12 protein-coding genes are annotated in these 13,890 nt (G+C 60.9%); all 12 read left to right on the top strand.

The features are described from left to right. Nucleotides 1-82 precede the first annotated feature (82 nt). Nucleotides 83-937 (top strand): methylenetetrahydrofolate reductase [NAD(P)H], encoded by an 855-nt coding sequence (gene metF / locus NBH12_RS06185; RefSeq protein ID WP_052828901.1) that lies wholly within the window; start codon nucleotides 83-85, stop codon nucleotides 935-937. 134 nt (nucleotides 938-1,071) lie between these two features. After that, nucleotides 1,072-2,025: a choloylglycine hydrolase gene (bsh, locus tag NBH12_RS06180; RefSeq protein WP_014483762.1), complete on the top strand. Its 954-nt coding sequence runs from the start codon at nucleotides 1,072-1,074 to the stop codon at nucleotides 2,023-2,025. Nucleotides 2,026-2,081: 56 nt separating this feature from the next. After that, nucleotides 2,082-5,264: a bifunctional [glutamine synthetase] adenylyltransferase/[glutamine synthetase]-adenylyl-L-tyrosine phosphorylase gene (locus NBH12_RS06175; RefSeq protein WP_250819285.1), complete on the top strand. Its 3,183-nt coding sequence runs from the start codon at nucleotides 2,082-2,084 to the stop codon at nucleotides 5,262-5,264. A gap of 310 nt (nucleotides 5,265-5,574) precedes the next feature. Further along, on the top strand, nucleotides 5,575-6,537 hold the full coding sequence (pyrB, locus tag NBH12_RS06170; protein ID WP_003829313.1) for an aspartate carbamoyltransferase: 963 nt from the start codon (nucleotides 5,575-5,577) through the stop codon (nucleotides 6,535-6,537). Next, nucleotides 6,537-6,956, top strand: coding sequence for an aspartate carbamoyltransferase regulatory subunit (locus NBH12_RS06165; protein WP_003829314.1), 420 nt, complete (start codon nucleotides 6,537-6,539; stop codon nucleotides 6,954-6,956). Before pyrB ends, NBH12_RS06165 begins: the two co-directional genes overlap by 1 nt. Beyond that, complete coding sequence (locus NBH12_RS06160; protein ID WP_003829315.1) at nucleotides 6,953-8,467, top strand: dihydroorotase; 1,515 nt, start codon at nucleotides 6,953-6,955, stop codon at nucleotides 8,465-8,467. Before NBH12_RS06165 ends, NBH12_RS06160 begins: the two co-directional genes overlap by 4 nt. Before the next feature lie 17 nt (nucleotides 8,468-8,484). After that, nucleotides 8,485-9,438: an orotidine-5'-phosphate decarboxylase gene (pyrF, locus tag NBH12_RS06155; protein WP_014483759.1), complete on the top strand. Its 954-nt coding sequence runs from the start codon at nucleotides 8,485-8,487 to the stop codon at nucleotides 9,436-9,438. 152 nt (nucleotides 9,439-9,590) lie between these two features. Continuing rightward, nucleotides 9,591-10,415, top strand: a complete 825-nt coding sequence (locus NBH12_RS06150) for a dihydroorotate dehydrogenase electron transfer subunit (RefSeq protein WP_014483758.1) — start codon at nucleotides 9,591-9,593, stop codon at nucleotides 10,413-10,415. 2 nt (nucleotides 10,416-10,417) lie between these two features. After that, nucleotides 10,418-11,389, top strand: coding sequence for a dihydroorotate dehydrogenase (locus NBH12_RS06145; RefSeq protein WP_014483757.1), 972 nt, complete (start codon nucleotides 10,418-10,420; stop codon nucleotides 11,387-11,389). Between the two features lie 3 nt (nucleotides 11,390-11,392). Beyond that, the gene (gene pyrE / locus NBH12_RS06140) at nucleotides 11,393-12,088 is read left to right on the top strand and encodes an orotate phosphoribosyltransferase (RefSeq protein ID WP_003829319.1); all 696 of its coding nucleotides are present in this window, start codon (nucleotides 11,393-11,395) and stop codon (nucleotides 12,086-12,088) included. A gap of 106 nt (nucleotides 12,089-12,194) precedes the next feature. Beyond that, nucleotides 12,195-12,383, top strand: a complete 189-nt coding sequence (locus NBH12_RS06135; RefSeq protein WP_013140703.1) for a hypothetical protein — start codon at nucleotides 12,195-12,197, stop codon at nucleotides 12,381-12,383. 325 nt (nucleotides 12,384-12,708) lie between these two features. Further along, nucleotides 12,709-13,830, top strand: coding sequence for a DUF2974 domain-containing protein (locus NBH12_RS06130; protein WP_052828902.1), 1,122 nt, complete (start codon nucleotides 12,709-12,711; stop codon nucleotides 13,828-13,830). Nucleotides 13,831-13,890: the final 60 nt, after the last annotated feature.

The following is a 13,890-nucleotide window of genomic DNA, read 5'->3' as shown; positions in this document are numbered from 1 at the left end:
AATTCCAACCACCCCCAGTCCGGCATCCGCCGGACAGCCCCGCCAGCGGGGGCAACTTCATACGTGTAGTAAGGAACTCAATATGCATTCCCCGATGTTCACTCTCGAGGTATTCCCGCCCAAGCGCAACGCGCCGGTCGGCACCATCTACGACACCCTCGACGGGCTCGAGGGCCTGAACCCCGACTTCATTTCCGTGACCTACGGCCATGGCACCCACTCCGACCGCACCGCCACCGCACGCATCGCCCATACGATCAGCAAGGAATACGGCATACCAGCAGTCGCCCACCTCACCGCTCTGTACTCCGACAAGGCCAAGATCGACGAAGCGCTTGACATGTTCGAAGAAGCCGGCGTGAGCGCCGTGCTCGCCCTGCGCGGCGATTACATCGACGGTGAGCAGGCGGTCGGCGAATTCAACCACGCCAGCGACCTCGTATCCTACATCCGCTCCGTGAAGCCGGATCTCAAGGTGTTCGGCGCCTGCTACCCAGAAGGCCATTACCAGGCCGACACCATCGACCAGGATATCGAGAACCTCAAGATTAAGGTCGATGCCGGAGCCACCCATCTGATTTCCCAATTGTTCTACGACAATGAGGACTTCTACCGTTTCCTCGACAAGGCGCGCGTCGCCGGCATCACCGTGCCGATCGAGGCGGGCATCATGCCGGTGCGTGGCGCCAAGTCCGTGCGTCGCATGGCCGAGCGCAACGCCTCGCGCATCCCGGACAAGCTCAACACCCTGCTGAACAAGTGGGAGGACGACATCCAGTCCCTGCGTACCGCCGGCATCCTCTACGCTTCCGAGCAGATCGCCGACCTCGTGGCCCACGGCGTGGACGGCGTCCACCTGTATTCGATGAACCACCCCGCCACCACGCGCCGTATCTGGCGCAATACGGAACCGTTGTTCCTCGGTACGCAAGGTTGACGCATATCGCGGCGCGGCGCATCTCAATGCGTCGCGCCGCGACGTTAATCCGCTGGCGAAACCCAGAGTTCCCCCAGCGGCCGATGGGTATCATGAACGTGCAAGCCAACCAAAGCGATGGAAGGAAGTCCGTTATGTGCACTGGTGTCCGTTTCTCCGATGATGAGGGCAACACCTATTTCGGCCGTAATCTCGACTGGAGTTTCTCATATGGGGAGACCATCCTGGTCACTCCGCGCGGCTACCACTATGACACGGTGTTCGGTGCGGGCGGCAAGGCGAAGCCGAACGCGGTGATCGGCGTGGGCGTGGTCATGGCCGATAGGCCGATGTATTTCGACTGCGCCAATGAACATGGTCTGGCCATCGCCGGCTTGAATTTCCCCGGCTACGCCTCGTTCGTCCACGAACCGGTCGAAGGCACGGAAAACGTCGCCACGTTCGAATTTCCGCTGTGGGTGGCACGCAATTTCGACTCCGTCGACGAGGTCGAGGAGGCGCTCAGGAACGTGACGCTCGTCTCCCAGATCGTGCCGGGACAGCAGGAGTCTCTGCTGCACTGGTTCATCGGCGACGGCAAGCGCAGCATCGTCGTCGAGCAGATGGCCGATGGCATGCACGTGCATCATGATGACGTCGATGTGCTGACCAATCAGCCGACGTTCGACTTCCATATGGAAAATCTGCGCAACTACATGTGCGTCAGCAACGAGATGGCTGAACCGACTTCATGGGGCAAGGCCTCCTTGACCGCCTGGGGTGCGGGTGTGGGCATGCATGGCATCCCGGGCGACGTGAGCTCCCCGTCGCGCTTCGTTCGTGTGGCCTACACCAACGCGCATTACCCGCAGCAGAACGATGAAGCCGCCAATGTGTCGCGTCTGTTCCACACCCTCGGCTCCGTGCAGATGGTGGACGGCATGGCGAAGATGGGCAACGGCCAGTTCGAACGCACGCTGTTCACCAGCGGATATTCGTCCAAGACCAACACCTATTACATGAACACCTATGATGACCCCGCCATCCGTTCCTACGCCATGGCCGATTACGATATGGATTCCTCGGAGCTCATCAGCGTCGCTCGATGACTCCTTCCCGGCTCATGCCCCATTCGGAAGGGCATGAGCGTATATAGTGGAATCTTATGGAATCGTCGATGTTCAAACCCAGCTCCATGGACCTCATCAGGGCAGGTCTGCAAGACCTCGACAAGGCCCGCACCTTGTTCGACCAGCTCAAGGCGGACGACATTCCCGATGAGCGATGCGCCGAACTGCTGAGCGTGCTGGCCCACGCCTGCGACCCCGATGTGGCATTGAGCAATTTCGTGGATATCGTCAACGCGATGCAATCCAGCCAGCGCGATCTGAAACACGTCATCCCCGACAACAACGCCCTGAAGCGTCTGGTCACGGTGCTCGGCGTTTCCGACGCGATGGGCAAGTTCATGCGCTTCAAGCCGCAGCTTGTGGAGGCCGCAGCAGTCGACAACTGCAACAGCCATCTGTTCAATCACACGCAACGCCGTGCACGTCTGCTCAAGGCGGTCGGCGCGGACCCGGACGAACCGGCCATGCCCGTCGCCTCCAAGGATCTGGCCGAAGCGGCCACGGCCTTGCGTTCCAGCTACCGGAACCAACTGGCCGCCATCATCGCCCAGGATGCCGTGGCGGACGACCCGACCTCCATCCAACCGACCATCAGCCGCGAACTGTCCGACCTCGCGGACGCGGCGCTCGAAGGCGCGCTGGCCATCGCCCGTCACGAAACCGAGGGCAGCGAGCATGTGCGCTTCACCATCATCGGCATGGGCAAACTCGGCGCACAGGAACTGAACTACGTTTCCGACGTGGACCTCATCTACGTGGTCGAACCGGTCGACAAGGACGTGGACCATCAGACGCTGATTCGCGTGGGCACCAAGATGGGCACCATGCTGCAGCGCATCTGCCAGTCCGCCATCATGGGCGTGGCCGAGCAGCCGCTGTGGCAGATCGACGGCGGCCTGCGCCCGGAAGGCAAGGACGGCGCGCTGGTGCGCGTGCTCTCCTCGCACAAGAACTATTACGAGCAGTGGGCCGAGAACTGGGAGTTCCAAGCGCTGCTCAAGGCCCGCCCGGTGGCCGGCGACCCCGACCTCGGCCAGGCCTACATGGACATGACCCGGCCGTTCGTGTGGAGCGCGTCCAAGCGCAAGAACTTCGTCTACGACTGCCAGAAAATGCGCAAGCGCGTGGAGGATTTGATTCCCGCACCCCTGAAGGACCGCGAGATTAAGCTCGGCCGCGGCGGTTTGCGCGATGTGGAATTCACCGTGCAGATGCTCCAGCTCGTACACGGCCGCACCGACGAATCGCTGCGCACCAGCAACACGCTCGACTCGCTGCAGCGCCTGTCCGAAGGCGGCTATGTATCGCGCAAACAGGCCGTGCGCATGTCCCAGGACTACCGCTTCGAGCGCGTGATGGAACATCGCCAGCAGATCTGGTCCCTGAAGCGCACGCACCTGTTCCCGGACCTCGGCCGGGCCTCGGTCGGAGGCCTCGAAAAGAAGCGCGACATCGACGTGGACGAGTTCAACCAGAACCAGGAGCTGCGCCGACTCGCCCGCGCATTCGGCCTGCACCCGGAAGAACTCGTCGACAAGTATGACGACACCCGCCGCGAAGTGCGCCACTTGCACCTCGACATCTACTATCGCCCGATGCTGCCGGTCAACGCCCAGATGGAGAACGACCAAATCGTCCTGAGCGTCGAGGCAGCACAGGAGCGATTCGAATCCATCGGCTTCGGCGACCCGGACGCCGCCATCCGCCACGTGCAGGCGCTCACCGCCGGCGTGGGGCGCGCGGCCAAAATCAACCGCATCATCCTGCCCGCCGTCTTGCAGTGGTTGGGCGAGGGCCAGAACCCGGACATGGGCCTGCTCAACTGGCGCAAACTGGAGGAGAACTTCGGCACCGAATCCGGCTATCTCGGCTTCCTGCGCGACTCCACCTCCGCCGCCCAGCGCCTGTGCCACATCCTGTCCAACTCGCGATTCCTGGGCGACGCACTCAACAAGTCGGTCGAATCGATCAGTTGGCTTGGCGACAACGACAATCTGCAGGCCCGCACGCGCGAGGCCTTGGACGTGCAGACCGGTTCGGCGCTGGAACGCTTCGGCTCGAACATCAACGAGTTCGCCACCTCCATGCGCGCCATGCGCCGCCACGAAATCGAACGCATCGGCCTGTCCTGGATGAGCGGCGTAATCAGCGATTCCGACAGCCTCAAAGCCATGACCGACGTGTACGACGCGATCATCGACGCCTCCCTGACCTGGGCCGTGCGCCACCAGATCGCCGCGTTCGGCGTCGAAACCGCGCCGGCCGGCATCACCGTCATCGCCATGGGCCGTTACGGCGGGCGCGAAGTGAACTTCAGCTCCGATGCGGATGCCATCCTCATCTACCGTCCGGCAGACGACGCCGACGACGGCCAAGCCAACGCTTTCGCCAAAAAGGTCGTGGAAGACCTGCGCAACATTCTGCAAGGCCCGACGACGCTGGAGCCCAAGATCGAACTCGACCTGGACCTGCGCCCGGAAGGCAAGAACGGTCCGCTCGTGCGCTCCTACGCCTCCTGCGAGGAATACTACGAATCCTGGGCCTCGACCTGGGAGCGCCAGGCACTGCTGCGCGCCCGGTACGCGGCCGGCGACGCCGAACTGGCGCGAGACTTCCTGATCAACATCGCCGACCCGCTGCGCTACCCGACCACGGAGCTGACCGAGGCCGAATTGCAGAACATCCGCAAGCTCAAGGCCCGTATGGAGGCCGAGCGTCTGCCGCGCGGCGTGCGTCGAGAACGTCATCTGAAGCTCGGCAAGGGCGGCTTGTCTGACGTGGAATGGACCGTGCAGCTCATGCAGCTCCAGCACGCCAGCGATATCAAAGATCTGCGCGTCAACGGCACGTTGGAGGCATTGGACGTGCTGGAAGCCAAGAAGCTCATCAGCGCTATCGACGCGATTCAGCTGCGCAAGGCATGGACGTTGTGCACCGCGGCCCGCAACGGCAACTATCTGTGGAGCGGGCGCGCCAACCAGGCCGATATTCTGCCTGATGACATCTATTCGCTGGGCGGCATCGCCGTCTACCTCGGCTACGGCGCCCACCGCGGCCAGCATTTCGAGAACGACCTTTTGGCCGTGATGCGCAAGTGCCGTGACGTCTGCCAGAGGCTGTTCTACGGTCAGGTTGACGAAGATTCCCAGAGCGGCGGTACGCGTATGCATGTGCTGGCACCGCGATTGGAGCATAATCGACGCCTTGCACAGCGGTGAACGCCACAAGCTTCACATTCATTAGGTCGATTTGCCGTTCATTAGGTCGGTTACTTCTGTAGAGCGGTGTTGGAATGGCGCCATTCCAACACCGTATGAAGTGAAACACTGACCTAATGAACGGCAAATCGACCTAATGAATAGTTTTTTCTGCATGCTTCACCACGCAAATTCAGTAATTCATTGTTCCCAAGGGTGAACACTCCGTGAACGCGGCTGTCCGAAAAATGGCGTAAGTTAAATTAGGTCACACAAGAGTGGCCACCTGAAACCACGAGCGAAAAGGTGAGCCTTGTCTGAAGAAACACCCATGGTCGGCAAAAGCGTTGTGACGCTGGACGGCCTGTCAACAAACCAGATCCTCGATATTTTGCATAAGGCCGCATATATTGACGGCCATCGTAAGGAAGTGGCTCACACTTGTGACGGACGCGTGCTCGCCACATTGTTCTATGAGCCCTCCACCCGCACCCGTTTGAGCTTCGAGACCGCAATGCTGCGTCTCGGCGGCAAGGTCATCGGCTTCGCCGGCGCGCAGCTGGCCTCTGTGACCAAGGGTGAGTCCATTGCCGACACCTTGAAGACCGTGTCCAACTATGTGGACGTGGTGGCCATCCGCCATCCGAAGGAAGGCGCCGCTTTGGTGGCCTCCCGCGCCGCCTCCGTGCCGGTGATCAACGCCGGCGACGGCGGTCATATGCACCCCACCCAGACGCTGGCCGACCTGGCCACGCTACAGTCGCGCTTTGGCCGCATCACCGACCTGACCGTGGGTCTGTGCGGCGACCTGACCTTCGGCCGTACCGTGCACTCCCTGATTGAGACCCTGTGCCGCTTCGGTAACGTGCGCTTCGTGCTCATCAGCCCGGACGAGCTCAAGACTCCGCAGTATGTGATCGACCGCATCAACGCTACGCCAAGCTGTTCCTATGTGGAAGTGCGTGACCTGGCCTCCGTGATGGGCGACCTCGACGTGCTGTACATGACCCGCGTGCAAAAGGAACGCTTCTTCAACGAAGACGACTACCTGCGTCTGCGCGATACCTACATTCTCGACGAAGAGAAGCTGCAGCTCGCCAAGCCGTCCATGGCTGTGCTTCACCCGTTGCCGCGCGTCAACGAAATCGCCGTGGACGTGGACGATGATCCGCGTGCCGCCTACTTCGAGCAGGTCAAGAACGGCATGCTCGTGCGCATGGCCCTCGAAAGCACCGTGGTGGGCGACGAACTGCCCGGATACGAACCGCTCAACCCCAAGGAGGTTCAGGCCTGATGGAAGTCACCAGCATCCAGAACGGTATCATCATCGATCACGTGCCGGCTGGCACCTCGCTCAAGGTTCTCGACTATCTGAAGATCGACCCATCCAAAACCAAGCTGGCACTCATCATGAACGCCGACTCCAAGCGCTACGGTTCCAAGGACATCATCAAAATCGAAGATGACAAAGACATCGACCTCGACGTGCTCGGCTTCGTGGCCCGTCAGGCCACCGTGGATGTGGTGCGCGGTGGCAAGATCGTCGAAAAGAAACAGCCGAACCTGCCCGAACATATCGTGGGAGTAATCTCCTGTGTGAACCCGCGCTGCGTGACCACCACCGAGCCTGGCATCAAGCAGATGTTCCACCTCGTGCACTCCGAACGACTCGAATACCGCTGCGACTACTGCGACGAGGAAGCCAAACTGTGAGCATAACCCTACGCAACATCAAGGTCTGGAACACCGGCGAGATCATTGACCTCGTGGTGCCCGGGACCGCTGCTGCCTACTTCGCCGACACTTCCTCCGTGGTTGATGGCGCCGACATCGATGCCACCGGTCTGACCTTGGCTCCCGGATTCGAGGATCCACACGTCCACTTCCGCGACCCCGGCCAGACATACAAGGAATCGATGGTCTCCGGTTGCCGTGCTTCGGCGTCCGGCGGATACACGAACGTACTCATCATGCCGAACACGTTGCCGGCATTGGACGGCCAGACCGTTACTGATGCTTCCGCTCCCGGCGCGAAGGAAGTTCTGGACGCCGGCTTCGACAACGTCATCGACTTCCTGCAGCAGTACGATGCCGCGCATAATGTGAAGTTGCCGGTCCGTTACGACCTGTGCGTGTGCGCGTCCAAGGATCGTGCCGGTCACGAGGCAAGCGATGTTGCCGATTGGCTGAAGTATGTGCCCGGCTTTGAGGACGACGCCAAGACACCCGCCATGCTGGCCCACCCTGTCACCGCAGTAAGCGATGACGGTTCTGCCGTGACCCCGAAGATTCTGGATCAGGTGCTGGAGAACGTCAAGACTTCCGATCTGTATCTGATTGAACATTGCGAGCATCACGATACGGGTGCCGTCAACGAGGGACCGGTTTCCCGCGAACTTGGCGTACCCGGCATTCCGGAAGACACCGAACTCAAGATCGTGGCTCGCGACATCGAAGCGGCCCGCCGCACCGGTGTCCACGTGCACTTCCAGCATGTGAGCACCGCGATTTCGTTTGAAGCTATTCGTAAGGCCAAGGCTGAAGGACTGCCGATCACTTGCGAAACCGCGCCGCATTATCTGGCATTGAGCGATGAGGCGTTGCTCAAGTACGGCACGTTGGCCAAGATGAACCCGCCGCTGCGCTCTGAAGCGGATCGCAAGGCCACCATCGCGGCCATCGCGGACGGCACGGTTGACCTGCTGGCCACCGATCATGCGCCGCATACATTGGAAGAGAAGGAACTCGGATTCCTTGAAGCGCCCAATGGCATCATCGGCCTTGAATGCGCGTACGGCGTGTGCCACAAGGTGTTGGTGGACGGCGGCTTCATCTCTGATGAGCGTTTGATTGAGCTCATGTCCGTGGGGCCGGCCGAACTCATGGGCCATGCACCGACCGATGTGGCTGCGCTGGTCGAAGACTATGCGGAACCCGCGCCTACCGGTGAAGACCCGGATGGTGTGATTGCGGGGGAGCAGGTGGCCGACGCCGCCGAATCCGGGGCTTCGCAGCGTGAAGGCGTCAACCGGCTGCTTGATTTCAGTCATGTGGACGATGCCGATGCGGTCGACCTCGTGGTTCTTGACACCGCCGAGGAATGGACCGTGGATCCCGAGCAGTTCCACTCCAAGGCTCGTAACACCCCCTTCGGCGGCTGGCAGGTCACTGGACGTCCCCTCGCCACGATCATCGGCTCCAAGCTGATGTTCAGCCGTTTGTAGACAACACAAGGAGCAGCATGGATCGCCTAATCGAAGCTATCGACAACACCCAGAACCCCAGCGTCGTGGGCCTTGATCCCACCGAGGCGTTGGTGCCGCCGCAGGTCGTGGCGAGCTTTGCCGACGAGGTACGCGATTCCGTGGAATCTCCGGAAGAGCTCGAATCCGCTCAGCTGGCCGTCGCCTACTTCGAATACAACCGCACGATTATCGACGCCATCGCCGATATCGTGCCCGCCGTCAAACCACAGATCGCCATGTATGAGGCGCTTGGCCCGGCCGGTGTGGATATCTACACAATGACCTGCGAATATGCGACCCAGCAAGGCCTCTACGTACTCGGCGACATCAAGCGTGGCGACATCGGCTCCACCGCGGCCGCCTACGCCCATCACCTGAACGGCGTGGGCGATTTCGACCCGTGGCATGAGGACGCGGTGACCGTCAACCCGTATCTCGGCACCGACGGCATCACCCCGTTCGTCGAGGCCGCCACCGAAGCGGACAAGGACATCTTCGTGCTCGTGCGCACCTCCAACCCGTCCTCCAGCGAACTGCAGATGCTTGATCTGGCCGACGGCACGAAAGTCTACGAACATGTGGCCGATCTGGTGGAAGGCTGGGGTGCCGAGACCATTGGCGACCACGGCTACTCCCGTGTGGGCGCGGTGGTCGGCGCCACACATCCGGAAGAAGGCAAGGCACTGCGCGCGCGCATGCCGCACACGTTCTTCCTCGTGCCGGGCTACGGCGCTCAAGGCGGTACTGCCGCGGATGTGGCCGGCATGTTCGATGAGCAGGGCAGCGGCGCCATCGTCAACTCGTCGCGCGGCATCATCGGCGCGTGGAAGAAGAGCGGCAAATACTCCGAATCCATGACCGCCGACGAGGCGCTTGGCTTGGTGGCGGACAGCGCACGCCAAGCGGCACTCGACATGCGCGATAATCTGCGGGTTGCCGTATACCGGTAAGTAGACGAGTGTACTCCCGCCCCCGCTGGCGGGGGGCTGTCGGCAAAGCCGACTGGGGGTGGCCAGTCGTGGTCATAGAGAACCACCCTCAGTCTCGCTTCTCGAGCCAGCTCCCGCCAGCGGGAGCAATGCAGATGCTGAATAGGAACAACATGACAACTTTCACCCCCACTCATGATGTGGTTGCGGAGGCGACTGCGGCCGGATTCTTTCCGCCGCGTCACAACGTTGAAATCACACAGGTTGCGGAACTGACCGACCGCGTGATGCGATTGACGTTCCGCGACCCGTTCATCGTCTCCCACGCCAAGCCCGCCCAGTTCGTCAATCTGTTCACGCACGACGACTTCATGCTCATGCCGCGTCCGTTCGGTGTCAGCGAGGTCAACGGTGATGAGGTTAGCGTGATCTTCGCCGTAGTGGGTCACGGCACCGAACAGCTGGCACAGCTGCAGGCCGGCGACACCGTGGACGTGCTCGGCCCGCTCGGCCGCGGCTTCAACCTCAAGGAAGACGCCAACTACATCCTCGTCGGCGGCGGTCTTGGCGTACCACCACTGATCTACGCCGCGCAGAGGCTCGCCGAGCACGACGCCTCCTTCGCCACCGCCGTCTTCGGCTATCGCAACGACCACTTCGCCGAGGAATACGTTTCCCGGTACGCGGACTGGTCGTGGAGCATCGATGACGCCGAAGGCAACGTAGTCGACCTGCTCAACAAGCTCGAACAGGACGACGATTTGAAAGCCTACGATCGCAAACCGATCATCCTGTCCTGTGGACCGCTGCCGATGATGAAAGCCGTGGCCGCATGGGCCGCCGAACGCGACATCCCCGCGCAGCTGAGCATGGAACAGCGCATGGGCTGCGGCTACGGCACCTGCGTGCTGTGCACCATCGACACCGTGGACGGCCGACTCAAAGTCTGCTCCGACGGCCCGGTATTCACCCGCGAACAGCTCGGATGGGGGGAGTGACGATGAGCGCAAACAACCAGTCCGTGCAGGGCAACGACAACCACATCAACCTGTACGAACCCCACGTGTGGAAGCACCACACTAAGGTGGCCGGTCTGGAATGGAAGAACCCGGTCGGCACCGCCTCCGGCACATTCCAGTACGCCGCCGTCCGCTGGTTCTACGATGTCAGCCAGCTCGGCGCCGTATGCACCAAGGGTGCATCGCCCGTGCCGTGGGAAGGCAACCCCTCGCCGCGCACCGCTGAATCGCCGGCCGCGAACATCAACGCCGTGGGCCTGCAGAATCCCGGCGTCGACCACTATTTGGCCGAAGACCTGCCCAAGCTCAAGGCCGCGGGCGCATTCGTCATCTCCAACGTCGCCGGACATTGTGACGACGACTATGCCGAAGTGGTGGAAAAGCTCGCCGACTCCGACGTGGACATGCTGGAAATCAACGTCAGCTGCCCGAACGTCTCCGCCGGCGGCATGAGCGTAGGCGCCGACCCGGTGGCCCTCGCCAATCTGATGGACCGTCTGCGCCCATTGACCGACAAGCCGATGATCGTCAAACTTACGCCGAACGTCACCGACATCACCGTGCCGGCCCGTGCGGCCGTGGAACATGGCGCCGACGCCCTGAGCATGATCAACACGCTCAAAGGCATGCGCATCAACATCCGTAACGGCGAGCCGATAATCGCCAACGTCACCGGCGGCGTATCCGGTCCGGCCGTATTGCCGATCGGCCTGGCCGCCGTATACCACACACGCACTGTGCTGCCGGACATTCCGATCATCGGACTCGGCGGCATCGACAGCGGCGAAAAGGCGCTCGAATACCTGTACGCCGGCGCGAACGCCGTCGAAGTGGGCGCGGCCGCGCTCTTCGACCCGGTAGCCCCGCTGCGCGTCGCCCGCGAACTGGACGACCTGCTGGACAGCCGTCCCGAACTCGCTGCTAAACTGGCCGCAGGACAGACCTGGAGGTAAATCATGGCAGAAACACTCGCACATCGTTTCACGGAATTCCTGCTGGAATCCAATGCGTTGAAGTTCGGCGACTTCACACTGAAGTCCGGCCGTAAGAGCCCGTACTTCATCAACGCCGGCGCGTTCGACGACGGCAAGAAGATCGCCACGCTCGGCGCGTTCTACGCCGAGAAGATCAGCCAGGCCATCGTGCACAACACGATTCCCCGCAACATCGACACCGTGTTCGGCCCCGCCTACAAGGGCATTCCGCTGGCTGTATCCACTGCGATCGCACTGACCGCCGGCCACAACATGACCGTCGGCTACACGTTCGACCGCAAGGAGAAGAAGGACCACGGCGACGGCGGCTGGATGGTCGGCACCCCGCTGACCGACGGCATGAAGGTACTGCTCGTGGACGACGTGATGACCGCCGGCACCGCCGTGCGCGAAGTCATCCCCAAGCTCAAGGCCGAGGCGAACGTGGAAGTCGTGGGTCTGGTACTTTCCGTGGATCGCATGGAGAAGACCAAGGACTCCGACTTGTCCGCCGTCAAGGCCGTGGAAGCCGAGTTCGGTTTCCCGGTGCTTGCCATCGCCAACGTACGTGAGATCTTCGACGCCGCCGCCAAGATGAAGAACGCCGACAGCACCCCGCTGCTCAGCCACGATATCCAGCAGCGCGCCGCCGCCTACCTCGAAGAATACGGCGCCTGATCGTCTTCAATCTAAAACCAAAAGCGGGCTTGCGATCCCGCTTTTTTATTACGATTCATGAACAGCAGCACCATATTAAGGCAAAAGCTTTGGCAAGGAGCGTGCTATGAACTGGTTAGTTGGTATAGGGCTGTTTGCGCTCGTGGGGATATGCAGTTACTTCGGTATCGAGCATCATCTGGACAGCAAAGCAAACAAGTTGTCGCAAGGTAATGAAGAAGACCGCCGAGATGCTGCCGAATTACGTGATATCGCCGCCAAAATCGATCACGGCAAGTATTACCCGATGCTGTAACGGGCAATCTGGGCCTAACTTGATGCTATCTCCGTTTCGAGGGGCTGATGTCGTGGTTTCCAGAGGTCTACTTTCGTTTCGAGGGGCTGATGCCCAAGTAGAAGTAGCATGAAAATGGCGGAATGACGTTGGTATGATGCCGCTCATACTCGGGATATGACGGATGAACAGCCCCTTGAAACGGAGATAGATGTCTCCAGAAGGCCAAATCAGCCCCTTGAAAGCGAGATAGGGTTCTAAACTCCGGAACCGGGTCGCCTGTGATGAAAACCCGCGCGGCGTAGAATTACCGTAGGTTCGTTGCATTCGAACAAGGAAGGCCGCTATGGGGAACATCACCGACGATATTCGGCAACATTTCGACACTTTCGCCGAACTGCCGTTCACCGAGGCGGATAGCCTCGCTTTGTCCCAGTTGGCCTATGCGCGCATGCCGGATAACGTGCCGCGCTATCACGAGAATGCAGAGACCGCTGACGGCATGATCGTCATGGTTCCGATTCACGATTTGCTGCGTGCCGAATGCTATGACGACATGTTCGGCAAGGTGTGGTCGCCTTCGATGAACGTCGATCTGTTACGTGCGATGAGCGAGAGCCCACGTTGGAGGAACCTACGCGTAGGCGCATACGTGGACGAATTCGATGCCGAAACCACCAAGCAGTTCTCGGCCTGCGTGTTCGAACTGGGTAACGGCACGCTCTATGTGGCTTTTCGCGGTACCGACAGCTCGATCGTCGGGTGGAAAGAGGACTTCATGATGGCGTTCCGCCGCCCGGTCGCCTCGCAGGAGGCCGCCGCGTGTTATCTGACCGAGCTGGCTGACCATTGGGCCGGGCCGATTATGGTCGGCGGCCATTCCAAAGGCGGCAATCTGGCGGTGTATGCGGCGGCCAATGTGCCTAGCGAGATTCAGGAACGTATCGCGGTCGTATATTCGCACGATGGACCTGGATTCGATGAGGCGTTCTTCGATGAAGACGGGTACGTGCGCATTGCGTCGAAGATCCATAAATCGGTACCGGGCTCGTCGATTATCGGCATGCTGTTTGAGACTCGTGAGCATGTGGAAGACGGCTATACGGTGGTCAGCAGCGATGGAGCCAGCATCATGCAGCATTTCGCATTGCACTGGCAAGTCGATCATGGCCAATTCGTACAGGCTGATGGACTGACAAGTAGCGCGCAATACCTGGCACGCACGATCAACGGATGGATGGCAAAATACGACGACGAGCATCGCCGCAAGTTCATCGAAAACCTGTTCGCGATCTTCGAGGCCGGCGGATACGCCACATTCGGCGACCTCACTTCGCATTTGGCACAGTCACTGCCGATTATGCTCGCCGCGGCCCGCAACATTGATGTCGAAGATCGCGACGTGATGATCGAAGTGCTCAAAGGCTTCGCCGCGACAGCCGCCACGTCGGTAATCTCGGCCAAGTAGTCGGAGGCCATCAAACTGGTTTTGCCAGTCAGTCTCAATAGCGCAAGAGCCGGCCCCTGA

The sequence above is a fragment of the Bifidobacterium sp. M3-N-101 genome (genome assembly GCF_023656805.1).
GTDB lineage: Bacteria > Actinomycetota > Actinomycetes > Actinomycetales > Bifidobacteriaceae > Bifidobacterium > Bifidobacterium breve.
The sequence above is the reverse complement of the archived record's forward strand: the minus strand, read 5'-3'. Positions and strand labels throughout refer to the sequence as shown.